Annotated in this window: 24 protein-coding genes (1 of these 24 running past the window's edge); 7 read left to right on the forward strand and 17 right to left on the reverse strand. The window is 59.4% G+C overall.

The features are described from left to right. Window positions 1-169 precede the first annotated feature (169 nt). The 6 genes from ahcY to chvI form a co-directional block, all read right to left on the reverse strand. Entirely contained in the window at window positions 170-1,570 is a 1,401-nt protein-coding gene (gene ahcY, locus FGF54_RS13510) for an adenosylhomocysteinase (RefSeq protein WP_035264116.1), read from the reverse strand. 128 nt (window positions 1,571-1,698) lie between these two features. Further along, on the reverse strand, window positions 1,699-1,974 hold the full coding sequence (locus FGF54_RS13515) for an HPr family phosphocarrier protein (protein WP_003521181.1): 276 nt from the start codon (window positions 1,972-1,974) through the stop codon (window positions 1,699-1,701). Between the two features lie 11 nt (window positions 1,975-1,985). Beyond that, window positions 1,986-2,387, reverse strand: coding sequence for a PTS sugar transporter subunit IIA (locus FGF54_RS13520; protein ID WP_003505374.1), 402 nt, complete (start codon window positions 2,385-2,387; stop codon window positions 1,986-1,988). A 125-nt stretch (window positions 2,388-2,512) separates the two neighbouring features. Next, the gene (locus FGF54_RS13525) at window positions 2,513-2,977 is read right to left on the reverse strand and encodes an HPr kinase/phosphorylase (RefSeq protein WP_003521182.1); all 465 of its coding nucleotides are present in this window, start codon (window positions 2,975-2,977) and stop codon (window positions 2,513-2,515) included. After that, window positions 2,967-4,757 carry a two-component system sensor histidine kinase ChvG gene (gene chvG / locus FGF54_RS13530; protein WP_035264114.1) on the reverse strand — a complete coding sequence of 597 codons (1,791 nt, stop codon included), beginning with the start codon at window positions 4,755-4,757 and terminating at the stop codon, window positions 2,967-2,969. The genes FGF54_RS13525 and chvG overlap by 11 nt, the downstream gene beginning before the upstream one ends. A gap of 58 nt (window positions 4,758-4,815) precedes the next feature. After that, on the reverse strand, window positions 4,816-5,541 hold the full coding sequence (gene chvI, locus FGF54_RS13535) for a two-component system response regulator ChvI (RefSeq protein WP_003505377.1): 726 nt from the start codon (window positions 5,539-5,541) through the stop codon (window positions 4,816-4,818). Window positions 5,542-5,880: 339 nt separating this feature from the next. Here chvI and FGF54_RS13540 point away from each other — a divergent pair, with 339 nt between their 5' ends. Continuing rightward, window positions 5,881-7,491 carry a phosphoenolpyruvate carboxykinase gene (locus tag FGF54_RS13540; protein ID WP_142779936.1) on the forward strand — a complete coding sequence of 537 codons (1,611 nt, stop codon included), beginning with the start codon at window positions 5,881-5,883 and terminating at the stop codon, window positions 7,489-7,491. Window positions 7,492-7,602: 111 nt separating this feature from the next. Next, window positions 7,603-8,037, forward strand: coding sequence for an alternative ribosome rescue aminoacyl-tRNA hydrolase ArfB (arfB, locus tag FGF54_RS13545; RefSeq protein WP_065656802.1), 435 nt, complete (start codon window positions 7,603-7,605; stop codon window positions 8,035-8,037). Window positions 8,038-8,055: 18 nt separating this feature from the next. Here arfB and coaA read toward each other — a convergent pair whose 3' ends face one another. From coaA to hisB, 7 genes are read right to left on the reverse strand one after another with little or no spacing between them, the layout of a single operon-like run. Further along, on the reverse strand, window positions 8,056-9,057 hold the full coding sequence (gene coaA, locus FGF54_RS13550; protein ID WP_210247420.1) for a type I pantothenate kinase: 1,002 nt from the start codon (window positions 9,055-9,057) through the stop codon (window positions 8,056-8,058). Further along, a complete protein-coding gene (locus tag FGF54_RS13555; RefSeq protein WP_142779937.1) occupies window positions 9,054-9,377 on the reverse strand; it encodes a phosphoribosyl-ATP diphosphatase in 324 nt (107 codons plus the stop codon). The genes coaA and FGF54_RS13555 overlap by 4 nt, the downstream gene beginning before the upstream one ends. Window positions 9,378-9,392: 15 nt before the next feature. Continuing rightward, window positions 9,393-10,169 (reverse strand): imidazole glycerol phosphate synthase subunit HisF, encoded by a 777-nt coding sequence (hisF, locus tag FGF54_RS13560; protein WP_142779938.1) that lies wholly within the window; start codon window positions 10,167-10,169, stop codon window positions 9,393-9,395. After that, window positions 10,166-10,909 (reverse strand): 1-(5-phosphoribosyl)-5-[(5-phosphoribosylamino)methylideneamino]imidazole-4-carboxamide isomerase, encoded by a 744-nt coding sequence (gene hisA / locus FGF54_RS13565; RefSeq protein ID WP_142779939.1) that lies wholly within the window; start codon window positions 10,907-10,909, stop codon window positions 10,166-10,168. Before hisA ends, hisF begins: the two co-directional genes overlap by 4 nt. Window position 10,910: 1 nt before the next feature. Then, a complete protein-coding gene (gene hisH / locus FGF54_RS13570) occupies window positions 10,911-11,561 on the reverse strand; it encodes an imidazole glycerol phosphate synthase subunit HisH (protein ID WP_142779940.1) in 651 nt (216 codons plus the stop codon). A 1-nt stretch (window position 11,562) separates the two neighbouring features. Continuing rightward, window positions 11,563-12,057, reverse strand: a complete 495-nt coding sequence (locus tag FGF54_RS13575; protein WP_142779941.1) for a DUF2628 domain-containing protein — start codon at window positions 12,055-12,057, stop codon at window positions 11,563-11,565. A gap of 22 nt (window positions 12,058-12,079) precedes the next feature. Further along, the gene (gene hisB, locus FGF54_RS13580) at window positions 12,080-12,676 is read right to left on the reverse strand and encodes an imidazoleglycerol-phosphate dehydratase HisB (RefSeq protein WP_059759671.1); all 597 of its coding nucleotides are present in this window, start codon (window positions 12,674-12,676) and stop codon (window positions 12,080-12,082) included. Window positions 12,677-12,877: 201 nt separating this feature from the next. On the opposite strand from hisB, the gene hslV reads away from it, so the two are divergent. From hslV to FGF54_RS13600, 4 genes are all read left to right on the forward strand, one after another. Further along, on the forward strand, window positions 12,878-13,402 hold the full coding sequence (hslV, locus tag FGF54_RS13585; protein WP_003521197.1) for an ATP-dependent protease subunit HslV: 525 nt from the start codon (window positions 12,878-12,880) through the stop codon (window positions 13,400-13,402). 74 nt (window positions 13,403-13,476) lie between these two features. After that, a complete protein-coding gene (gene hslU / locus FGF54_RS13590; RefSeq protein ID WP_003521199.1) occupies window positions 13,477-14,784 on the forward strand; it encodes an ATP-dependent protease ATPase subunit HslU in 1,308 nt (435 codons plus the stop codon). A gap of 199 nt (window positions 14,785-14,983) precedes the next feature. Next, complete coding sequence (locus FGF54_RS13595) at window positions 14,984-15,949, forward strand: DUF1402 family protein (protein ID WP_020808722.1); 966 nt, start codon at window positions 14,984-14,986, stop codon at window positions 15,947-15,949. A gap of 119 nt (window positions 15,950-16,068) precedes the next feature. Next, complete coding sequence (locus tag FGF54_RS13600; RefSeq protein WP_142779942.1) at window positions 16,069-18,237, forward strand: malate synthase G; 2,169 nt, start codon at window positions 16,069-16,071, stop codon at window positions 18,235-18,237. A 77-nt stretch (window positions 18,238-18,314) separates the two neighbouring features. Here the strand turns inward: FGF54_RS13600 and FGF54_RS13605 are convergent, their stop codons facing one another. After that, window positions 18,315-19,028, reverse strand: coding sequence for a L,D-transpeptidase (locus tag FGF54_RS13605; RefSeq protein ID WP_003521204.1), 714 nt, complete (start codon window positions 19,026-19,028; stop codon window positions 18,315-18,317). Between the two features lie 183 nt (window positions 19,029-19,211). On the opposite strand from FGF54_RS13605, the gene FGF54_RS13610 reads away from it, so the two are divergent. Next, a complete protein-coding gene (locus tag FGF54_RS13610) occupies window positions 19,212-19,697 on the forward strand; it encodes an MmcB family DNA repair protein (RefSeq protein ID WP_004444350.1) in 486 nt (161 codons plus the stop codon). 6 nt (window positions 19,698-19,703) lie between these two features. On the opposite strand, the gene FGF54_RS13615 is transcribed toward FGF54_RS13610, so the two are convergent. The 3 genes from FGF54_RS13615 to hrpB form a co-directional block, all read right to left on the reverse strand. After that, entirely contained in the window at window positions 19,704-20,291 is a 588-nt protein-coding gene (locus tag FGF54_RS13615) for an ActR/PrrA/RegA family redox response regulator transcription factor (protein WP_142779943.1), read from the reverse strand. 73 nt (window positions 20,292-20,364) lie between these two features. Further along, window positions 20,365-21,672: a two-component system sensor histidine kinase ActS gene (gene actS, locus FGF54_RS13620; RefSeq protein WP_080857121.1), complete on the reverse strand. Its 1,308-nt coding sequence runs from the start codon at window positions 21,670-21,672 to the stop codon at window positions 20,365-20,367. 29 nt (window positions 21,673-21,701) lie between these two features. Next, a protein-coding gene (gene hrpB / locus FGF54_RS13625; protein WP_142779944.1) for an ATP-dependent helicase HrpB crosses the window boundary here: on the reverse strand, window positions 21,702-23,190 show its 3' portion. The gene runs 998 nt beyond the window's last position; only the last 1,489 of its 2,487 coding nucleotides appear in the window; its start codon lies beyond the right edge, outside the window; it ends in the stop codon at window positions 21,702-21,704.

Here is a 23,190-nt window from a genome sequence, read left to right on the forward strand (position 1 = left end):
AGACATCCCATTTCGTCCCCGCCGCCCTTTGGCGTGTCCGAATCAAGTCTGATGACAATACCGCCTTCATAAATCTGCGAAAAGGGAGCGCGCAAAAAAGATGCCGTGCGCTTTGTCAAGCGCACGGCATCTAGATATTGTGTGATTTCAGTGGATATTAACTATGAAATTAATATCTGTAGTGTTCGGCCTTGAACGGACCTTCCTTCGAGATGCCGATATAATCTGCCTGCAGGTCGGAAAGTTCGGTCAGGCGCACACCAAGCTTCTCGAGATGAAGGCGCGCGACCTTCTCGTCGAGGTGCTTGGGAAGCACGTAAACTTCGTTCTTGTATTCGCCCTGCTTGGTGAAGAGCTCGATCTGGCCCAGCACCTGATTGGTGAAGGAGGCCGACATAACGAAGGACGGGTGACCGGTGGCGTTGCCGAGGTTCAGCAGGCGGCCTTCGGACAGAAGAATGATGCGGTTGCCCTTCGGGAACTCGATCATGTCGACCTGCGGCTTGATGTTCGTCCATTTCAGGTTACGCAGCGAGGCGACCTGAATCTCGTTGTCGAAGTGGCCGATATTGCCAACGATGGCCATGTCCTTCATCTCGCGCATATGCTCGATGCGGATCACGTCCTTGTTGCCGGTGGTGGTGATGAAGATATCGGCGGAGGAAACCACGTCCTCCAGACGAACGACCTCGAAACCGTCCATGGCGGCCTGAAGCGCGCAGATCGGGTCGATTTCGGTGACCTTCACGCGCGCGCCGGCGCCCTGCAGCGAGGCGGCAGAACCCTTGCCTACGTCGCCGTAACCGCAGACCACGGCAACCTTGCCGGCCATCATCACGTCGGTTGCGCGGCGAATGCCGTCCACCAGCGATTCCTTGCAGCCGTATTTGTTGTCGAACTTCGACTTGGTGACGCTGTCATTGACGTTGATCGCCGGGAAGGGCAGCAGGCCCTTCTTGCTGAGATCGTAAAGACGGTGAACGCCGGTCGTCGTTTCTTCCGTGACGCCCTTCAGCGCGTCGCGCTGCTTGGTGAACCAGCCGGGCGAAGCCTTGAGGCGCTTGTTGATCTGCGCGAAGAGGATTTCCTCTTCTTCCGAACCGGGGTTGGAAAGAACGTCCTCACCGGCTTCGGCGCGTGCGCCGAGCAGGATGTACATGGTGGCGTCGCCGCCATCGTCGAGGATCATGTTGGAGAGGCCGCCATCGGCCCACTGGAAGATCCTGTCGGTATATTCCCAATATTCCGTCAGGGTTTCGCCCTTGACGGCGAATACCGGGATGCCGGCTGCCGCAATGGCCGCCGCCGCATGATCCTGCGTCGAGAAAATGTTGCAGGACGCCCAGCGGATGTCCGCACCGAGTTCCTTCAGCGTCTCGATGAGAACGCCGGTCTGGATCGTCATGTGAAGCGAACCGGTGATACGTGCGCCCTTCAGCGGCTTGCTTTCGCCGAATTCCTTGCGGCAGGACATCAGGCCCGGCATTTCGGTTTCGGCGATGTCCAGTTCCTTGCGGCCGAATGCGGCAAGGTTGATATCGGCGACGATGTAGTCCTTCTCAAGGCTCATGAAGTTCTCCAGATCAGAAACGCCGCGCCTTGCGGCCCGGCTCTTAAACGTAGCAGCGGTTTAGCAGGCCACGAACGATCTGGCAATGATGATATAAAGAAGTCTTTATGTCTTTATATGGTGCCGGCTCAGGCTTCTTCGCCGAAGCGGTCGGCGACCAGCGCCTCCAGTGCTTCCAGCGCTTCTTTCGCCTGATTGCCGCTCGCCTCGACATAAACGCTGCAGCCGGGGCTGGCCGCCAGCATCATCAGGCCCATGATGGAGGTGCCGCCAACGGTCATACCATCCTTGGAAACCGTGATCGTCGCGTCGAAACCTTCGACCATCTGCACGAATTTAGCAGAAGCCCGGGCGTGAAGGCCGCGTTTGTTGATGATCGGTAGTTCCCGGGAGAATGGCGACATGGGCTAACTTCTCACTTGCCGCTCAAAACGCGGCTGGCGACGTTGATATATTTGCGGCCGGCATCGGATGCATCCTGAAGGGCCTTGTCCATATTATCTTCGCTGCGAACGCCTGCAAGCTTGATCAGCATGGGAAGATTGACCCCTGCGATGACTTCGACGTTGCCGTTATTCATGACGGAAATCGCGAGATTGGAAGGCGTGCCGCCGAACATGTCCGTCAGGATGATCACGCCATTGCCGTCATTGGCGCGTGCAACGGCGTCGATGATATCCTGCCGGCGCTGATCCATGTCGTCTTCGGGACCGATACAGACCGTCTCGATCAATTTCTGGGGACCGACGACATGCTCCAACGCATGGCGAAACTCCTCAGCCAGCTTGCCATGGGTGACAAGCACTAGTCCGATCATGAAATGCTCCCTTGCACACGCACTCTCATTGCCGACTATCGCAACGCGGCAATCCTGTCCATCGGTGGGATTTCATCTTGATGAGGAAAATGCGAATCGCAAGCCTAAAATCGCCCGAATCATCGTCACTTCACATTCGTTTCAAAAAGATTCTGAGCAAGTGCAGCAAATTTTCCATAGGGCGTAAGACTGGAAAGCGGAATACGCAGAAGCCTGATATGCCCGCCGCAGGGCAGGGAAAACACCTCGTCATCTTCGGGAAGTCTTGGATTTGTCCCTGAAAGAACTGTCGTGACCGCAAAATGTAGTGGAGCGCGCGCAACGCTTTTGACGGAAACAATGCCGCTGCCGCGCAATTCCAGCAGACCGGCGATTGCGTCCGGCCGCTCGGCAATGATGTTGTCGCCATCGCGATACACGAAAATCTGATCGTCCGCGATCAGCGCCGCCGGCAATCCGCAGCGTTCCGCCTCCGTCAGGAAACTGAAGGCAAGCTCGCTTTTGCCGCTGCCCGACGGTCCGACGAAAAGGATGCCGGTGTCTTGAACGGTGATGGCGGTGGCGTGCAGGTTGAAGCGTTCAGCGTTCATGGGTTTCGGCCGCCGGCAGCGACAGGGTGAAGCGCGCGCCGGAAATCACGCCATATTTGTCGACCACGTTTTCCGCCCGCAGACTGCCGCCATGGGCTTCGGCGATCTGGCGGCTGATCGAAAGGCCAAGGCCGGAATTCTGTCCGAACCCTTCGCTCGCCGGCCGGTCGGTGTAGAAGCGCTCGAAAATCCGGTCGATGTCTTCGGCCTGAATGCCGGGCCCGTTGTCCTCCACCTGCACGATGCAGCGATCCTTGTGACGGGAAAGGCGCACGGTGATGCGACCGCTTTCCTCGGCAACGAAGGAGCGCGCATTCTCGATGAGGTTGGTGACGATCTGGCCGATACGCAGGTCGTGGCCATTCACCACGAATGAGGTTTTCGCGCCCGCTTTCCGGTCGACAACATAGTCGATTGTCACGCTTTTCTTCTTGGTGCTGATCTGGCGGGATATATCCACCAGACCCTTCATCAGCACATCGAGATCGAGCGGCGAGGCGTCGGCGCGCGCCAGTTCGGCGTCGAGCCGCGAGGCGTCCGAAATGTCGCTGATGAGGCGGTCGAGGCGGCGCACATCGTGGAAGATGATTTCGGTCAGGCGCTGTTTCGACTCTTCGGTCTTGGCGCGCGGCAGGGTTTCCACGGCGCTGCGCAGCGAGGTCAGCGGGTTCTTGAGCTCATGGCTGACATCGGCGGCGAAGCTTTCGATGGCGTCGATACGGTCGTAAAGCGCCGTCGTCATTTCACGCAGTGCAATCGAAAGATTGCCGATCTCATCCTGACGCGCCGAGAAATCCGGTATTTCCTCGCGGGTTCTCGCCCCGCGGCGCACGCGGATTGCGGCAGCGGAAAGCCGCCGCAGCGGTGTGGCGATGGTCGAGGACAGGAGTAGCGACAACACGATATTGACCAGCGTGGCGATGCCGAAAACACGCATGATGGCGAGGCGCTCCGCATGCACGATCTTGTCGATATCGCCCGCCTGCGTAGAGAGCAGCAGAACGCCGAGCACCGCCCGGAAGCGTTGCACCGGCACGGCGACTGAAACGATCAGCTCGCCCTTTTCGGTGACGCGCACCACCGCGCCGCGCACACCTGTCAATGCATTCATCACTTCGGGATAGATCGAACCGTCGCCGCCGGGCGCTTCCTTGTATTGCGGCAGGCTGCTCGGTTGCAGCATGCGGTTGAACATGCTGGTGAACCAGTCGCCCCAGGTCTGCGTCTCCGGCGTTACCGGCGGCAGATCGAAGCGCAGCACCTGACCGCGCGAATAAAGGTGGCGGGAATCGAGCAGCAGATTGGCGTCGGCATCGAACAACCGTGCGCGGGTACGCGTCGGCGAAATCAGCCGCCGCAGCACCGGCGCCACCCGTTCCGGATTGATCGGGAAACTCAAATCCTCGTCATTGGGGGCAGGGGTGATGCTTTGCCCCGCCTGCAATTCGAGCAGCTTTTCCGGATTGATGGTGATCGAATTTGTATCGACCGAGGCGGAAGCGGAGACGGCGCCGGCGATGATCTCGCCCTGCGTCAGCAGGCTTTCCACGCGCGCATCGATCAGCCCTTCGCGGAATTGGTTGAGATAGAGAATGCCGCCGACCAGAACCACCGTCGCCGCGACGTTGAAGAACAGGATGCGGCGCGTGAGGCTGGAAAACACCGCATTGCCGAAAATGCGCCGGATGATCGTCAGCGGATGGATACGATGGCGGCGTTCGCTGCCGCGTTCTTCGGCATCGTCGCTGTCCGAGACGGTTTCCGGCGTTTTCTTCAACACGTATTCAAGTCCTCACCACCCCCATATCGGGTGGTTCCTTCTGCGCGAGTCGGCTTCTTCAAGCCGCTTCGCGGAAGCGATATCCTACGCCATAAAGCGTTTCAATCATATCGAAGTCGCCATCGACCAGTTTGAACTTCTTGCGAAGACGTTTGATGTGGCTGTCGATGGTGCGGTCGTCCACATAAACCTGTTCGTCATAGGCGGCATCCATCAGCGCGTCGCGGCTTTTCACCACGCCCGGCCGCTGCGCCAGCGAATGCAGGATGAGGAATTCGGTGACCGTCAGCGTCACTGGCTCACCTTTCCAGGTGCAGGTGTGGCGTTCCTGGTCCATGGCGAGCTGCCCGCGTTCCAGCGTGCGCGCCTGCTGATCGGCGGTCGGCTTCAGCACACTGCCGGTTGCGGCGGACGCCTCGCGGCTGCTGGCGCGGCGAAGGATCGCCTTGACGCGTTCCACCAGAAGGCGTTGCGAGAAGGGCTTGGTGATGAAGTCGTCCGCACCCATCTTCAGGCCGAACAATTCGTCGATCTCTTCATCCTTGGAGGTGAGGAAGATAACCGGCAGATCCGACTTCTGGCGAAGGCGCCGCAAAAGCTCCATGCCGTCCATGCGTGGCATCTTAATATCGAAAATGGCGAGCTGCGGCGGACGGGCGATCAACCCGTCAAGCGCGGAAGCGCCGTCCGTATACGTTTCGACCCGGTAGCCTTCGGCTTCGAGCGCGATCGATACCGAAGTCAGAATATTCCGGTCGTCGTCGACAAGCGCGATCGTCTGCATGTAGTTGGTCTCCATCGTCATTTTCTCGTAACTCCCGACATTCACCCAGCCAAGGTTGCGCGCCGCGAGCCACTCTCTTGAGTATAAAGGTGGAACAAATTGTGGCAAAGGAAAACTCGCTCCGAAATCGCCGCCCGGGCGGGAGCGGATTTTGCGAAAAGGCCGCAGCTGGATTTTAATGCGTCTTCAACCGATTTAAAAAGAAATAAAATCTTTTAAATCGATTAATATATTGAAATCACTAAGTTTTTTAAAGTTCTGCTCTTGCGTTTCCAAAAGCTGCCACGTATTTTCCGAGGAAATTTCAACGTCCTTATCGTCATTAACAAGGAACGCGTCATGAACGAGCTTGGGGTTCATAATCCTGCCAATGGAGTTGCGGAACTCGGACTGGGCGAGGCCTCCCGCGTCTTTTATAACCTCAACGAGAGCGAATTATACGAAGAGGCGATCCGCAATGGCGAGGCCGAACTGACCATCGATGGCGCGCTGCGCGCCGTCACCGGCCAGCACACGGGCCGTTCTCCGAAGGACAAATTCGTCGTCCGCGATGCGTCCACCGAGAACACCATCTGGTGGGACAACAACAAGCCGCTTTCGCCGGAAAAATTCGAGCTGCTGCGCAGGGACATGCTGGCCCATGCCGCCGGCAAGACGCTTTACGTGCAGGATCTGATCGGCGGTGCCGATGAGGAAAATGCTCTGCCGACACGCGTCGTCACCGAACTTGCCTGGCACTCGCTGTTCATCCGCAATCTGCTGATCCGTCCGAAGCGGGAAAAACTGGCGGGTTTCAAACAGAAGCTCACCATCATCAACCTGCCGAGCTTCAAGGCCGATCCGGCCCGTCACGGTGTGCGTTCGGAAACCGTCATCGCCTGCGATCTGACCAACGGCCTCGTCCTCATCGGCGGCACGTCCTATGCCGGCGAAAACAAGAAGTCGGTCTTCACGGTGCTTAACTACCTGCTGCCGGCCAAGGGCGTCATGCCCATGCATTGCTCCGCCAATGTCGGTCCGCAGGGTGATTCTGCTGTGTTCTTCGGCCTCTCCGGCACCGGCAAGACCACGCTGTCTGCCGATCCTTCGCGCACGCTGATCGGCGATGACGAACATGGCTGGGGCGAGCACGGCATCTTCAACTTCGAAGGTGGCTGCTATGCCAAAGCGATCAAGCTTTCGGCTGAAGCCGAGCCGGAAATCTACGCCGCGACCCGCCGTTTCGGCACGGTTCTCGAGAACGTCGTGCTGGACGAAAACCGCGTTCCCGATTTCAACGACAACTCGCTGACGGAAAATACCCGCAGCGCCTATCCGCTGCACTTCATTCCGAATGCATCGGAAACGGGCATTGCCGGCCATCCGAAGACGATCATCATGCTCACGGCGGATGCCTTCGGCGTGCTGCCGCCGATTGCCCGGCTGACGCCGGAACAGGCCATGTACCACTTCCTCTCCGGTTACACCGCAAAGGTTGCCGGCACGGAAAAGGGCGTGACCGAGCCGGAAGCGACCTTCTCCACCTGCTTCGGCGCACCCTTCATGCCGCGCCACCCGGCGGAATACGGCAACCTGCTGCGCGAACTGATCGGCAAGCATGGTGTGGATTGCTGGCTGGTCAATACCGGCTGGACCGGCGGTGCTTACGGCATCGGCAAGCGCATGCCCATCAAGGCAACCCGCGCGCTTCTGACCGCCGCACTGACCGGCGACCTGAAGAATGCGGAATTCCGCACCGACGCGAATTTCGGTTTCGCCGTGCCGCTGTCGCTGGATGGCGTCGACAGCGCGATCCTCGATCCGCGTTCGACCTGGGCCGATGGCGCAGCCTATGACGCGCAGGCAAAGAAGCTGGTCTCCATGTTCGTCACGAACTTCACCAAGTTCGAAGATCACGTCGACAGCAAGGTTCGCGATGCAGCCCCGGGCCTTTTGCTCGCGGCTGAATAATAAAGCCTCATTTGTGAGGAGGAGGGGACCCGGCCTTGTGCCGGGTTCTTTCGTTTGGCCTGCTGTTTCCATTCCTGCCGATCTATGGCATCACCGGCGCGGAGAAAGATCATGGCCAGCGACCCGCTTTACATCAGCAACCGTATCACCATCGCCGGCTGGGAGCTGACGGAGCAATTCGTGCTGGCCGGCGGGCCGGGCGGCCAGAACGTCAACAAGGTCTCTACGGCGGTTCAGCTGTTTTTCGATATTGCCAATTCGCCCTCCCTTCCGGACCGGGTAAAGACCAACGCACTGCGCCTCGGTGGCAGGCGCGTTTCGAAAGACGGCGTGCTGATGATCGAGGCAAGCCGGTTTCGCAGCCAGGAGCGCAATCGCGAAGATGCACGCGAGCGGCTTAAGGAGTTGATCCTGGAGGCGGCGGCTCCGCCGCCACCGGTTCGCAAAGCCACCAAGCCGACAAAAGGCTCGGTCGAGCGTCGTCTGAAGGCAAAGTCCGGCCGTTCGGATATCAAGAAGATGCGCGGCAAGCCCTCCGGCGACTAATCCGAAGGTGCTTGATTTTCAGAGCTTACGAAGCGCAACGGTGTCGATCAGGTGGTTCTTGCCCTTGCGAAGGATAAGATCGGCGCGCGGGCGCGTCGGCACGATGTTCTGGCGCAGGTTCTTCAGGTTGATGTTTTGCCAGAGCCCTTCGGCAATGCTCAACGCCGCCTCTTCGCTGATCGAGGCATAACGGTTGAAGAACGAATTGGGATCGCGGAAGGCGGTTTTTCTCAGATTCATGAACCGGTTCACATACCAGTTGTGAATAAGGCCCTCATCGGCATCGATATAGATCGAGAAATCGAAAAAGTCGGAAACGATCGGCACGATCCGCCCGCCTGCCGGCAGGTCGCGCGATTGCAGTACGTTGATGCCTTCGAAGATGAGAATATCCGGCTGGTCGATGACGGTGAACTCGTTCGGCAGCACGTCATAGGTCAGGTGCGAATAACGCGGCGCCTTCACATTCGGCTGGCCCGCCTTGATCGCCGACAGGAAACGCAGGAGCGCGCCGATATCGTAGCTCTCGGGAAAGCCCTTGCGCTCCATCAGGTTCTCCCGCCGCAGAACCTCATTCGGATAAAGAAATCCGTCTGTCGTGATGAGATCGACCTTGGGGCTGGAGGGCCAACGCGCCAGAAGCTCCTTCAGGATGCGCGCCGTTGTCGATTTTCCAACCGCCACGGAGCCGGCAATGCCGATAACGAAAGGCGTCTTGTTGACATCCGCCATGTTGAGAAAGCGGTTGCGCTGTTCGAACAGCAGCTGCGACGCCTCCACATGCGATGACAGTAGGCGCGACAATGACAGATAAATGCGCCGCACCTCGTCCAGATCGATCGGGTCGTCCAGCGAGCGCAGACGTTTGACCTCGTCGGCGGAAAGCGTCAGTGGCGTATCGGCACGAAACTTCGACCATTCTTCCGAACTGAAGAAGTGGTAGGGCGAATATTCATCCGGTCGGAAATGATCGAGTGTGCTCGGCATGCCTCTCTCCCCGCTGCTTGCCTCGACATTCATGATGTCGGCCTCGCTGCCTTTTCCGCAAGGCCGGTCTGCCCAGTACGGCGCTCCAGCTCGGCAAAAACGTCGTCCAACGGAATGTCTGCGATCTTCAGCACCACCAGCAGATGGTAAAGCAGATCGGCCGCCTCGTTCTTCAGCCCGTCGTGATCTTTCGCGATGGCTGCGATAACGGCTTCGACCGCCTCTTCGCCGAGTTTTTTCGCCGCACGCTCCTGGCCGGCAGCAACCAGCTTGGCCGTCCAGGATTCGTCAGGAGAGGCAGCGGCACGGGTCGCGACGATGCGTTCCAGATCGGAAAGGGAAAATGCGCTCATGGGAAGTTCCTGCAATCAGTCGAGACGCATGGCGATGCCGTGCTCGGCCATATAGGTCTTGGCTTGCCCGATCGAATAGGTGCCGAAGTGGAAGATGGAGGCGGCAAGCACCGCAGTTGCGTGGCCATCGCGCACGCCCGCCACCAGATCGTCCAGCGTGCCGACGCCGCCTGAGGCGATGACGGGCACGCGAACCTGATCGGCAATGCTGCGCGTCAGGCCGATATCGTAACCGCTTTTGGTGCCGTCGCGATCCATCGAGGTAACCAGCAATTCGCCGGCGCCGCGTTCGACCATCTTGATGGCGAATTCCACGGCGTCGATACCCGTCGGCTGGCGTCCGCCATGGGTGAAGATTTCCCAGCGGCCTTCTTCTCCATCCTTCGAAACCCGCTTGGCGTCGATGGAAACGACGATGCACTGGTTGCCGAACTTGTCGGCCGCCTGCGCCACGAAATCCGGATCATTGACGGCTGCGGAGTTGATCGAGACCTTGTCCGCACCGCAAAGGAGCAGCTTGCGAATATCCGCGACGCTGCGAACCCCGCCACCGACGGTCAGCGGCATAAAGCAATGATCGGCGGTACGCGAGACGACATCGAAGATCGTGTCGCGATTATCCGAAGAGGCGGTAATGTCGAGAAAGCAGAGTTCGTCCGCTCCCGCCGCATCATAGGCTTTCGCTGCCTCGACCGGATCGCCGGCATCGATCAGGTCGACGAAGTTTACGCCCTTGACGACGCGGCCATCTTTCACATCGAGGCAGGGAATAACGCGGGCTTTGAGGGTCATACGCGTACCTCCTTTGCAGCCTTGATAAGGGCAAGCGCCTCGGCGGGGTCGATACGGCCGTCGTAAAGCGCGCGGCCGGAAATCGCGCCCTCGAGCTTTGTGGCATCCGGCTGCAACATGCGCTTGATGTCGTCAATGGAGGCGAGACCGCCGGAGGCGATGACCGGGATGGAAACGGCATCCGCCAGTTCCAGCGTCGCAGCCCAGTTGATGCCGGCCAGAATGCCGTCGCGATCGATATCGGTGTAAATAATGGCCGCGACACCGGCACCTTCGAAACGTTTGGCCAGTTCGATGACGCCGAGTTCGGAGGCTTCCGCCCAGCCTTCAACAGCGACCTTACCGCCCTTGGCATCGATGCCGACGGCGACCTGACCGGGGAAACGCTTGCAGGCTTCGATGACCAGAACCGGATCGCGCACCGCCACGGTGCCGAGAATGACGCGGGCAAGCCCACGGCTCAGCCACGCTTCGATATGATCGAGCGTGCGGATGCCGCCGCCGAGCTGCACCGGGTTTTTCGTGGCTTTCAGAATGGCGTCGACAGCCTCGCCATTCACGGTCTCGCCGGCAAAGGCGCCGTTAAGATCAACGACATGCAGCCATTCGAAGCCCTGATCCTCGAAGGCCTTGGCCTGTGCGCCGGGGTCCTCGTTATAAACGGTGGCCTGGTCCATATCGCCGAGTTTCAGGCGAACGCACTGGCCGTCTTTAAGGTCGATTGCGGGAAAAAGAATCATGTCAGGGCTTCCAGCGCAGGAAATTGGAAATCAGGGCAAGGCCGAGCGTCTGGCTTTTTTCCGGATGGAACTGCGCGCCCGCCATATTGTCGCGGCCGACGAAAGCCGTCATCGCGCCACCGTAATTGGTGGTGGCGATGACATCCGTCGAGTGCTTGGCGGCCAGATGATAGGAATGCACGAAATAGGCGTGCAACCCGTCCGTGCCGGTCTTGATGCCGTCGAAAAGAGGGTGGGCGTGGCGAATTTCCAGCGTGTTCCAGCCGATCTGCGGAATCTTCAGGCCCGGATCGGACGGCGTCATTTCCACGACATCGCCTTCGATCCAGCCGAGCCCGGTGCTGACAGTTTTTTCCAGCCCGCGCGAGGACATGAGCTGCATGCCGACGCAGATACCAAGGAACGGATGGGCCTTTTTCTCTACGGCTTCGATGAGTGCGTCATGCATGCCGGGAACGGCATCGAGGCCGGCACGGCAATCCGCATAGGCGCCGACGCCCGGCAGAACGATGCGATCCGCCGAGGCGACATGATCCGGCTTGTCGGTCAGGTCGATGGTTGCATTGATGCCGGCTTCGCGGGCGGCGCGCTCGAAAGCTTTTGTGGCCGAACGCAGGTTGCCCGAACCGTAGTCGATGATCGCGACACGCATGTCAGCGCCTTCCATTCAAGTCGAAAAGAAACGATCCGGCGGGATCGTTGACGAAGTTTTTGTCGCCGCTCTTTTGCGGCGAAGGGGTCCAGACCGGCTGGGACAGCCGTTCCGCCCTCTCGGTGTTTTCGGAGAGACCGGAGAAATATATGTCTTCGGCGCTCGAAAGATCAGGGGCGGAAACGACGGATGTCAGCGTCCAGCCTTTGCGGATCAGGTGTCGGACGAGAAAATCGCGTCCCTCCAGCGCCGTGATGAGCCCGATGGCAAAACCGCAGAGAATGCCAACCGGTTCGAATCCGGCTAATATCGACACCTGCCCGGCCAGAAGGAGGGCGATCACAACCACCGCCGTTGCCAGCCACAGCCGGTTGATCGCAAGCCATAGCCAGGGCGCAATAAGAGCCAGCCAGACGAAACGGTCTGCGATGAAGCGGGTCGTCTTGTGGTCCCTGTCCGGCCCGTTGGGGGCTTCCAGAACGAGATAGCTTGTCATGGGCTTCCTGACAGCTTTGGCGTCAGGCCAGCATGCCCTTCGTGGAGGGAACGCGGCCTGCCTGCCGGGGGTCGATCTCGGTTGCCGTGCGAAGAACGCGGGCAACGGCCTTGAAGCATGTTTCGGCGATATGATGGTTGTTCGCGCCGTAATGGTTCAGGATATGCAATGTGATGCCGGCATTCTGCGCCAGCGCCTGGAAGAACTCGCGCACCAGTTCCGTGTCGAAGGTGCCGATCTTCGGCGCGGAAAAATTGACGTTCCAGACGAGGAAAGGCCGGCCGGAAATATCGACGGCGGCCTTGGTCATCGTCTCGTCCATGGCTAGATCGAGCGAGGCATAACGGGTAATGCCGCGCCGGTCGCCCAACGCCCTGGCAATCGCCTGGCCGATGGCGATTCCGGTATCTTCCACCGTGTGATGGTCGTCGATATGCAGGTCGCCCTCTACCTCGATCTCCATGTCGATCAGCGAATGGCGGCTGAGCTGGTCCAGCATATGGTCGAAAAATCCCACGCCGGTGGAAATTTTCGATTTGCCGGTGCCGTCGATATCCACGCGCACCGAAACCGAGGTTTCGTTGGTCTTGCGGATAATCTCGCCTTTACGTTCTGCCATTTTGGCCGCTCCGTGAAAATGTTGCCGTTCCTTATCAGCACGGGACACAAATATCCAGTTGTTCCATCGTCTTGCCTGACATGCTCAAAACGGTGCGTCGCCTCGAAGATTGCAATCGCGAAAAGCAAACTTACATAGAACCCGAGAAGGGCCGCATCCCGGCCCGTTAACCGCAGGCCCGGCAGGGCAGACAGGTGTTTGATGACAACAATTATTACAGTCAGGAAGGGCGGCAAGGTCGTCATGGCTGGCGACGGTCAGGTAAGCCTTGGCCAGACCGTCATGAAGGGCAATGCCCGCAAGGTTCGCCGCATCGGCAAGGGCGAAGTGATTGCCGGTTTTGCCGGCGCGACGGCCGATGCTTTTACGCTGCTTGACCGTCTTGAAAAGAAATTAGAGCAATATCCGGGCCAGCTCATGCGCGCAGCCGTAGAACTTGCGAAGGACTGGCGCACGGATAAATATCTGCGCAATCTCGAAGCCATGATGCTGGTGGCCGATAAATCCACCACGCTCGCCATCACCGGCAATGGCGATGTGCTGGAGCCCGAGCACGGCGCGATCGCCATCGGTTCCGGCGGCAATTACGCCTTTGCGGCTGCCCGCGCCATGATGGATACGGACAAATCGGCTGAAGAGGTGGCGCGCCAGTCGCTCGATATCGCCGCCGATATCTGCGTTTATACCAACCACAATCTCGTCGTCGAAACCCTCGACGCCGAATAAGCTAGTTTCTCACCCAAGGGTCCTGTGGGCCGGGCCGGAATGGCCGGCCGGAACAGGAAAGCCGAGAGGATAGAATGACCACTTTTTCTCCCCGGGAAATTGTCTCGGAACTCGACCGCTTCATCATCGGCCAGCATGAGGCCAAACGTGCGGTCGCGATTGCGCTGCGCAACCGCTGGCGCCGCCAGCAGCTCGATGAGAGCCTACGCGATGAAGTCATGCCGAAAAATATTCTCATGATCGGGCCGACCGGTGTCGGCAAGACGGAGATTTCCCGCCGCCTCGCGAAGCTGGCCGGTGCGCCCTTCATCAAGGTCGAGGCGACCAAGTTCACCGAAGTCGGTTATGTCGGCCGCGATGTCGAACAGATCATTCGCGATCTGGTCGAGATCGGCATCGGCCTCGTGCGTGAAAAGAAGCGCGCCGAAGTACAGGCCAAGGCGCATCAAAGCGCCGAAGAGCGGGTGCTCGATGCGCTGGTTGGCGCAACCGCATCGCCCGGCACGCGTGAAAGCTTCCGCAAGAAGCTGCGCGACGGCGAACTGGACGACAAGGAAATCGATATCGAAGTGGCGGATAGCGGCTCGGGCATGCCCGGTTTCGAAATTCCCGGCATGCCGGGCGCCAATATCGGCGTTCTCAACCTGTCGGAAATGTTCGGCAAAGCCATGGGCGGACGCACCAAGAAGGTGCGCACCACGGTATCGAAATCCTATGCCGATCTGATCCGCGATGAATCCGACAAGCTGCTCGACAATGAAATGATCCAGCGCGAGGCGGTGAAATCGGTCGAAAATGACGGCATCGTCTTCCTCGACGAAATCGACAAGATCGCCGCCCGCGATGGCGGCATGGGTGCCGGCGTCTCGCGCGAAGGCGTGCAGCGCGATCTCCTGCCGCTTGTCGAAGGCACGACGGTTTCGACGAAATACGGGCCGGTGAAAACCGATCACGTCCTCTTCATTGCATCGGGCGCCTTCCATGTTGCGAAGCCTTCGGACCTCCTGCCGGAGCTTCAGGGCCGTCTGCCGATCCGCGTCGAACTGAAGCCGCTGACCAAGGAGGATTTCCGCCGCATCCTGACGGAGACGGAAGCAAGCCTCATCCGCCAGTATAAGGCGCTGATGGCGACGGAAGAACTCGACCTCGATTTCACCGATGATGCAATCGATGCCCTGGCCGATGTGGCGGTTCATCTCAATTCGTCGGTCGAGAATATCGGTGCGCGCCGTCTGCAGACGGTGATGGAGCGCGTTCTGGACGAGATTTCCTTCAATGCGCCGGATCGCGGCGGTTCCGCCGTCAAGATCGATCAGGAATATGTCCGCAAACATGTCGGCGATCTCGCCGCCGATACGGATTTGTCCCGCTATATTCTCTGAAGATTTCAGGGATCCAAGAAAGAAGAGTGCGGCCATATTTGCCGCACTCTTTTATTTTATCCGCCTTGTCTCGCATTCAGCCCGCATTTTGTTTATGGGAAGGGCTGCATTCCGGTTGGAACCGCTTTAGTGGAATGATCCGGTTTTCCCAGCGTATTTCGCTGGTGGAAGCCGCAGGCTTGAGAAAAGGCATTCGCTCGTGCGCAAAACTCTTCTGGCATTTGCCGCTGCTTTGACGTTCACCGTCACCGCGTCTTCTTACGTCGAAGCCGCGACGGTCGTTCCGCCAGGCAATCGCAATGCCGAACAGCCCGGCGTTCCCGGCGCTTCCGCAAAAAGAACAAAGGCGTCCAACACCTCTTTCGAGCGCAAGTACCAGAAGGTCATCGATCTTTTGTCCTCTGACAAGGCGCTGATCGCCAAGATCAAGTCGACTGCCGGGCGCTACGGCATCGATCCGATCCATATGATTGGCGCGATCGTCGGCGAACATACTTATAATGTCGACGCCTATGACCGGCTGCAGTCCTATTACGTCAAGGCCGCCTCTTATGCGGGCAACAGCTTCCGTTTCGGCTACAAGGACGAAACCATCGCGCAGTTCCTGACCCATTCGCAATTCGCCAAATGCCAGTCGAAGAGGGATTCCTACAGCCTCTGGAACTGTCGGGAAGATGTCTGGGAAGACAGTTTCCGTGGCAAGACGGTTGATGGTGTCGCCTACCCGAACAACCGTTTCAGCGCCGTGTTTTTCCAGCCCTTCTATGCCGGCCAGACCTTCGGCCTCGGCCAGATCAACCCGCTCACAGCGCTGATGTTGTCCGATATGGTGTCGAGAACTTCCGGCTATGAGAAGCTGGATGAGAACGACGCCACTGCCGTCTACACCGCTATCATGGACCCTGACCGGTCGCTCGCTTTCATGGCGGCTTCCATCCGCAAGTCTATCGACGACTATAGATCTATTGCCGACATGGATATTTCGAAAAATCCGGGTGTGACGTCCACGCTTTATAATGTCGGCGGGTCGCAGCAGCGTGCTGCTGCTCTTGCCCAGAAGAACCGCCAGCGCGCCGCAGGCGGGGAGCAGCCCCTGTTGCCGGAGGAAAATTATTACGGCTGGCTGGTGAATGACCGCATCAAGGATTTGCAGGCGCTTTTGTAGAAAAAGGCGACTATCGCCCGCATTGTTTCCAAAACGGAAATAATATTTGGCTGTCCGCCGCAATTGACGAGCGGCCGTCTCCGCGTCCAATCTGTGCCTCCAGAATAGAGGAGGCGCATGTGAGCCGCACGAATAAATTCGGTCTTTCTATCGATGACAGGCTTTATGTCTTTTTGACTGACGACGTCCTGCCCGGCACGGGTCTGGATAGCGAGGCGTTCTTCGAAGGTTTTTCGACCATTGCTCACGAGCTTTCTCCAAAGAACCGCGAATTGCTGGCAAAGCGTGACGCCCTGCAGGAAAAGCTGGATGGCTGGTATCGGCAGAATGGCGCGCCGGCGGATTTTGACGCCTATGAGGGCTTTCTGAAGGAAATCGGCTATCTGCTGCCGGAAGGTCCCGGCTTCCAGGTGGAAACCAGCAATGTCGACCCTGAAATCGCCGCCGTTGCCGGCCCGCAGCTCGTCGTTCCGGTCATGAATGCGCGGTATGCGCTGAATGCGGCCAATGCCCGCTGGGGTTCGCTTTACGATGCGCTTTACGGCACGGATGCTATTTCTGACGCCGATGGTGCGGAGAAGGGCAGGGGGTATAATCCAAAGCGCGGTGAAAAGGTCATTGCCTGGGCGCGAAACTTCCTCGATGAATCCGCTCCGCTGGAAATCGGAAGCTGGTCCGAGGTGACCGGTTTCAAGATCGAGGATGGCCTGTTGCAGCTTGCTATCGGCGACGCCAGGACTGGCCTCAAGGATGCAGCCCAGTTTAAGGGTTTCAACGGCGAAGCGGCAAAGCCTGCAACGATCCTGCTCGGCAAGAATGGCCTGCACACCGAAATCGTCATCGATGCCACGACCGAAATCGGCAAGGGCGACAAGGCCGGAATCTCCGATGTCATTCTCGAATCCGCGCTCACGACCATCATGGATTGCGAGGATTCGGTTGCCTCCGTCGATGCCGAAGACAAGGTGCTGGTTTATGGCAACTGGCTTGGCCTGATGCGCGGCGACCTGACCGAAGAAGTCTCCAAGGGCGGAAAGATCTTCACCCGCAGCCTCAACCCTGATCGTTATTACACCGCTCCCAGTGGTTCCGCGCTAACACTGCCCGGCCGGTCCCTGATGCTGGTGCGCAATGTCGGTCATCTGATGACCAATCCGGCGATCCTCGACAGGGATGGTCGGGAGGTCCCTGAAGGCATCATGGACGCTGTCGTCACGGCGTTGATCGCCCTTTACGATGTCGGCCCGTCCGGGCGGCGTCAGAATTCCCGCGCCGGCTCCATGTATGTCGTCAAGCCGAAGATGCACGGGCCGGAGGAAGTGGCCTTCGCCAACGAAATCTTCAGCCGGGTCGAAAAGCTTGTCGGCATGGAGCCCAACACCATGAAAATGGGCATCATGGATGAGGAGCGCCGCACCACGGTCAACCTCAAGGAAAGCATTCGCGCTGCGAAGGATCGCGTCGTCTTCATCAATACGGGCTTCCTCGACCGCACCGGCGACGAAATCCACACCTCGATGGAGGCGGGTCCGATGATCCGCAAGGGCGACATGAAGCAGGCGGCATGGATCGCGGCTTACGAGAACTGGAACGTCGATATCGGCCTCGAATGCGGCCTTTCCGGCCATGCGCAGATCGGCAAGGGCATGTGGGCGATGCCGGATTTGATGGCCGCGATGCTGGAGCAGAAGATCGCGCATCCGAAGGCCGGCGCCAATACGGCCTGGGTGCCGTCGCCGACGGCGGCGACGCTGCATGCCACGCATTATCACAAGGTCGATGTCGCTGCCGTTCAGGAAGGTTTGAAAAGCCGCGGCCGTGCGAAGCTTTCCGATATTCTGTCGGTGCCGGTCGCGCCGCGTCCCAACTGGACGCCGGAAGAAATCCAGCGCGAACTCGACAACAACGCGCAGGGCATTCTCGGATACGTCGTGCGCTGGGTCGATCAGGGCGTTGGTTGCTCGAAGGTGCCGGATATCAACAATATCGGGCTGATGGAGGACCGCGCCACGCTGCGCATCTCCGCGCAGCACATGGCGAACTGGCTGCGCCATGGCGTGGTGACAGAGGGGCAGATCGTCGAGACCATGAAACGCATGGCCGCCGTGGTCGATGCGCAGAATGCCGGCGATCCGGCCTATCTGCCGATGGCACCCGATTTCGATGGATCGGTCGCATTTCAGGCGGCTGTCGAACTGGTGCTGAAGGGCCGTGAACAGCCGAACGGCTACACCGAGCCGGTTCTGCACCGCCGCCGTCTGGAACTGAAGGCCAAACAGGCGGCCTGAAGCCGTCAGCCGTCCTGAGAAACAAAAAAGCCGCCGGGGAAATCCACGGCGGCTTTTTCTTGTCTGGTATGTGATCTTTACTGGATCACGATGACCTTGGTGCTGCGGCCGGGACGAACGCGGCTGTAAAGGTCGATGACGTCCTGGTTGATCATGCGGATGCAGCCGGAAGAGGCGGCGGTGCCGATCGAGGCCCATTCGGGCGAACCATGGATGCGGAACAGCGTGTCCTGTCCCTTTTCATTGAAGAGATACATGGCGCGCGCGCCGAGCGGGTTGGTAAGACCCGGACCCATGCCGGCCTCGACATATTTGGCGACTTCCGGCTTACGGTCCGCCATTTCTTTCGGCGGATGCCACATCGGCCATTCCTGCTTCCAGGCGACATAGGCCTCACCGGCCCAGGCAAAACCTGCCTTGCCGACGCCGATGCCGTAGCGAACCGCGCGGTTGCCGGACAGGATGTAATAGAGGTAACGCTCACGCGTATTGACGATGATGGTGCCGGCGCGTTCGGATGTCTGGAATTCGACGATCTGACGGCGGTACTTCTCATTCACACGATTGATCGGAATGGCCGGCAGCGCATAGCCCGCATCGGTTACGGGACCGTAGACATCGTTGAAGATCTGGACGGTTTCGACCTTTGCCGGAACGGGGTCAGCAACCGGTACAGACGCTGCGATCTTGCCGGAGGTCGGAGCGGAGGATTGGGAGGTAGTTTCGGCGCAGCCGGCCAGAGCCAGTGCTGCCGTCAGACCGAGTGCGGTCAATGGGGTACGGATGCGCATGTCGTTCTCGCGGAAAATTCGCCAAATTGTGCGAAAGAGTAGGCTTAATTGGATAAATCGGTTATTTTCCATTCAGCCGCTCTTGGCAAGCCGTTGCGCCGCCGCGAAACGGTCGGGCATTTAAAATTGCCGGTTGATTGCCTTTTTGCAACAATAGGCCAAACGCTTCAGCAGCCTTTATCCATGACTATTCTTTCCGTTACCAACAATAATCCGTTAATAGACGGTCGCCAGTCGGACAAGGCGATGCTGGTGCGCCGCGGCGTTCAGGTGCTTCTGCATGAAATGCGCCATTCGGTGCTGCCCGAACTGCCGCTTGCTAGCGGGCGGCGGGCCGATCTCATCAGCCTGTCGGTCAAGGGTGAAATCTGGATCATCGAAATCAAATCCTCCATCGAGGATTTCCGTGTCGATCGCAAATGGCCGGAATACCGCCTGCATTGCGACCGGCTGTTCTTCGCCACCCATCCTGAAGTGCCGACCGACATATTCCCGGAGGAATGCGGGCTGATCCTGTCGGATGGATATGGCGCCCATATGCTGCGCGATGCGCCGGAGCATAAATTGCCGCCGGCGACCCGCAAGTCGGTGATGCTGGATTTCTCGCGAACCGCTGCGACCCGGCTGATGCTGGCGGAATGGACGACCGGGCGCAGCTTCGGAGAATGACTTCGGTTATTTGGGCGCGCGTTTGGCGAGAATGCGCTGCAGCGTTCGCCGGTGCATGTTCAGCCGGCGGGCGGTTTCCGAAACGTTGCGCTCGCACATTTCATAGACACGCTGAATATGCTCCCACCGAACCCGGTCTGCCGACATCGGGTTTTCGGGAACTTCGGTCTTTTCGCCCTTGCGCTGCGTCAGCGCATTGAACACATCGTCCGCATCGGCGGGCTTGGCCAGATAGTCCAGCGCTCCAAGCTTCACGGCGGTAACGGCGGTTGCGATATTACCGTAGCCGGTCAGAACGACGATCTGCGTATCGTCCCGGTTCTGCCTGATGGCCTCGATGACTTCCAGACCGTTGCCGTCCGCAAGCCTCAGATCGACAACCGCATATTTCGGCGGCGCAGCCCTGGAGCGGGCAATGCCATCGCTCACTGTCTCGGCGGTGTCGACGGTAAAGCCGCGTGTTTCCATCGCACGGGCAAGCCGGCGCAGAAACGGACCGTCATCATCGACGATCAGCAGCGATCTGTCGGGTCCGATCGGGTCAATGTCGTCCGTTGGCACGCTGGTGGAGTTGTTCTGGTCTTCTGTCTTCATGTTTCCGGCCTTCCGGCAACTTCGTCGGCTTGGTTTTCTTCTTCTTATCGCCGCTTCAACGTGGATGGTAAAGTCAACGGCTTCTTTTATCGTCCATAAGCGCCCGAGGCCAGACGATTGTGACCCGTGCTCCGGTTCCGCTCGTGCCGCGATTTTCAAAGGTCACGGTGGCGCCGGAGCGCTCCAGCAGGGTCTTGGCGATGAAAAGCCCGAGCCCGAGCCCGCCCGCCCGTGTGTCATTGTGACGTTCGGTCACATAGGGCTCGCCGATACGGGCAAGCACGTCATGGGCATAACCCGGCCCATCGTCTTCAATGATGACGGCGACGTTCTGCTGGTCGTAGTCCACCGTCACGGTCACCTTTTCCCGCGCATAATCCACGCCGTTTTCAATGAGGTTGCCAAGACCGTAGATGATGCCGGCATTGCGGATACCGACCGGCTCGTCGGCGCGATTGTTCTTTTCAACGAGTTCGAGGCGGATGCCGAATTCCCGGTGCGGCGCCATCACTTCCTCGATCAGCGAGGAGAGCGGCAGGCGGCGCATGTGCTCCTCATTGTCGGCGGAAAGCGAGGTGAGGCGGCGCAGAATGTCACGGCATCTTTCGCTCTGGCTGCGCAGCAGGGCTATATCTTCGCCGAATTTTTCGTCGTTTCCGAGTTCCCGCTCCATCTCCTTCGCGACGACACTGATGGTCGCGAGCGGCGTGCCAAGTTCATGCGCCGCTGCCGCCGCGAGCCCATCCAGCTGCGAGAGATGTTTTTCCCGCTCCAGCACCAACTCGGTTGCAGCCAGAGCATCTGCCAGCTGGTTTGCCTCATGCGAAACGCGATAGGCGTAAAAGGCCGCAAACGAGGTTGTGGCGATGATCGCGACCCAGGTGCCGACATGCAGCAGAAGCTGGATCGGCAAAACCTCGCCGGGATACCACGGAACCGGAAAGGGCGAAAAGGCGATCGCGGTCGAGCAGATGACGGCAAAGCCGAGGAGAATGAGCGAATGCCGCAGCGGCTGGGAGGCAAAGGCGATGATGACCTGCACGCAGATCAGCGGCGCGAAAGGATTGGAAAGTCCGCCGGTGATGTAAATGAGCGCCGTCAATTGCAGCAGGTCGAAAGCCAGCAGCAATGTCGCTTCCCAGGGCTCCAGCCGATAGGTGGAGGGAAAGCGGGCGGTGAGAAACAGATTTGCAAGAGCGAGTGCCGCGATCAGAAGGCCGCAGGCCAGAAGCGGCAGGGGGAAATTGAGCCCGAAGGCGACAAGCAGGATCGTTGCCGTCTGTCCCGCAACCGCCAGCCAGCGCAGCCAGACGATGGTCTGCAGCCTTATCCTGCGGCTGGCGCGGCCGAGCCTCGTGGTTTCGATAGAATGCCCAGCCACCGTCATCTCCTTTGCCCTCTTCATCATCATCACGTCCCGCGCGGTTTTGCACGGCTTGTCGGCAAGGCCGATGCCGGGTCTTCCGGCCATGGATGGCGTGGATAACGCCCGCGCATATCCGCCCTCACATCCTTCCAGGATCCCGCCCAGAAACCGGGAAGATCGCGTGTCGTCTGTATCGGCCTGTGTGCCGGGGAGGTCAATTCCAGGAGCAGCGGCAACCGCCCCTGCGCAATGGACGGGTGGGCTCTCAGCCCAAAAAGTTCCTGCACGCGAATGGAAAGCGTCGGTTCGCTGGCGTCGTAACGAATGGGATGCCGCTGTCCCGTCGGTGCTTCGAAATGCGTCGGCGCCAACTTGGCGAGATCGCGCGCTACCTCATGCGGTACCAGAGACAGTATCCCTTCGGAGAGGCTGCCGGGCCGGATGTCCTGTAGGCTGCGCGCACCGTTCTGAAAAGGGACGAACCATTCGTCCAGCTTGGAGAGCAATGCCTCGTCGCTGACATCCGGCCACGGCTCCCCGATACTGGCGTTCAGAAAGCCGATCCTGTCGCGCAACTGCAGCGTCTCTTTCGAAAATGGAAGAATGCCGATGCCGAATTCCCGAACGCCATTGGCGACTGCCTGTGCCGCCTGTTCGCCCTCGGGACGGGGCAGGGGTGTCTCATCGAGTATGATGGCGCCAAGCCGCGTCACCTTTCGCGCGCGCGCCTGGCCGCTCGCCTTGTCGAAAAGCAGCTGGTCCTGCTGAACGATGAGATGCGGCATCCGCTCTTCTATATCGCTCCTCTCTATGCCTGCCGCCGCAAGGATACGCGGCTGGGCCGCTCGCCCGGTAATATCGGCAACCACCAGCATTTTGCTCGCCGCCAGCCGTTCTGTCTCGGCAAGCTCTGCGCCACGCCCATTGGCCATCACATAACGTCCCCGCGCGCCGCGCTGAAGCGCGATCCTGTCCGGATAGGCATGCAGCAGCAATGGACCGGCCTCGCTCGGCAACTCGGCTGTCGCCGTTTTGTCGCCGATCGCGTCGAACAGCCTCGATGCCAGCTTGCGCGCCGCCTGCGCCCTTTCGCTCCTGTCGGAGAGAAAGCGCCGCAGCCGTTCATCGAGATCGATATCGTTTCCGCCGAGCCCCTGTTCCGTCAGCATGACGGCGAGCATCGCCGCCTTTTTCCCCGGGCCTTCGCTTGCCGCCGCAATCACCATGGCCGCCAGCCGTGGCGGCAATGAAAGGCCGCGCACCAGATGGCCGCGCTGCGTCAGCGCTCCGCCTTTGTCGAGCGCGCCCAGATTTTTGAGAAGCGCCACCGATTCTTTCAGTGCGGCTTCGGGGGGCATATCCAGAAAGGCAAGAGAAGAGGGATCTTGAACACCCCAATGGGCGAGATCGAGCGCAAGGCCGGCAAGATCGCTCGCCAGAATTTGCGGTGGCGTAAAGGCGCTGAGCGCCGCCGTCTGCCCCGGATGCCACAGACGGATCGCAACACCGGGTTCCGTTCGCCCGGCGCGACCC

Origin of the sequence: Agrobacterium sp. T29 (assembly GCF_006970545.1) — a bacterium.
Taxonomy (GTDB): domain Bacteria; phylum Pseudomonadota; class Alphaproteobacteria; order Rhizobiales; family Rhizobiaceae; genus Agrobacterium; species Agrobacterium leguminum.

What these genes read in the sequence shown, in the direction of transcription:
- hisF (WP_142779938.1), bottom strand. Translation starts at nt 10,169, where the DNA reads ATGACCCTCAAAGCCCGCGTTATTCCCTGCCTCGATGTGAAAGATGGC.
- chvI (WP_003505377.1), bottom strand. Translation starts at nt 5,541, where the DNA reads ATGCAGACGATCGCGCTTGTCGACGACGACCGGAATATTCTGACTTCG.
- ahcY (WP_035264116.1), bottom strand. Translation starts at nt 1,570, where the DNA reads ATGAGCCTTGAGAAGGACTACATCGTCGCCGATATCAACCTTGCCGCA.
- FGF54_RS13515 (WP_003521181.1), bottom strand. Translation starts at nt 1,974, where the DNA reads ATGTCGCCATTCTCCCGGGAACTACCGATCATCAACAAACGCGGCCTT.
- hisB (WP_059759671.1), bottom strand. Translation starts at nt 12,676, where the DNA reads ATGGCAGAACGTAAAGGCGAGATTATCCGCAAGACCAACGAAACCTCG.
- FGF54_RS13610 (WP_004444350.1), top strand. Translation starts at nt 19,212, where the DNA reads ATGACTATTCTTTCCGTTACCAACAATAATCCGTTAATAGACGGTCGC.
- coaA (WP_210247420.1), bottom strand. Translation starts at nt 9,057, where the DNA reads ATGAATGTCGAGGCAAGCAGCGGGGAGAGAGGCATGCCGAGCACACTC.
- hslU (WP_003521199.1), top strand. Translation starts at nt 13,477, where the DNA reads ATGACCACTTTTTCTCCCCGGGAAATTGTCTCGGAACTCGACCGCTTC.
- FGF54_RS13575 (WP_142779941.1), bottom strand. Translation starts at nt 12,057, where the DNA reads ATGACAAGCTATCTCGTTCTGGAAGCCCCCAACGGGCCGGACAGGGAC.
- arfB (WP_065656802.1), top strand. Translation starts at nt 7,603, where the DNA reads ATGGCCAGCGACCCGCTTTACATCAGCAACCGTATCACCATCGCCGGC.
- hisA (WP_142779939.1), bottom strand. Translation starts at nt 10,909, where the DNA reads ATGATTCTTTTTCCCGCAATCGACCTTAAAGACGGCCAGTGCGTTCGC.
- hslV (WP_003521197.1), top strand. Translation starts at nt 12,878, where the DNA reads ATGACAACAATTATTACAGTCAGGAAGGGCGGCAAGGTCGTCATGGCT.
- FGF54_RS13525 (WP_003521182.1), bottom strand. Translation starts at nt 2,977, where the DNA reads ATGAACGCTGAACGCTTCAACCTGCACGCCACCGCCATCACCGTTCAA.
- hisH (WP_142779940.1), bottom strand. Translation starts at nt 11,561, where the DNA reads ATGCGTGTCGCGATCATCGACTACGGTTCGGGCAACCTGCGTTCGGCC.
- FGF54_RS13540 (WP_142779936.1), top strand. Translation starts at nt 5,881, where the DNA reads ATGAACGAGCTTGGGGTTCATAATCCTGCCAATGGAGTTGCGGAACTC.
- FGF54_RS13605 (WP_003521204.1), bottom strand. Translation starts at nt 19,028, where the DNA reads ATGCGCATCCGTACCCCATTGACCGCACTCGGTCTGACGGCAGCACTG.
- FGF54_RS13555 (WP_142779937.1), bottom strand. Translation starts at nt 9,377, where the DNA reads ATGAGCGCATTTTCCCTTTCCGATCTGGAACGCATCGTCGCGACCCGT.
- FGF54_RS13520 (WP_003505374.1), bottom strand. Translation starts at nt 2,387, where the DNA reads ATGATCGGACTAGTGCTTGTCACCCATGGCAAGCTGGCTGAGGAGTTT.
- FGF54_RS13615 (WP_142779943.1), bottom strand. Translation starts at nt 20,291, where the DNA reads ATGAAGACAGAAGACCAGAACAACTCCACCAGCGTGCCAACGGACGAC.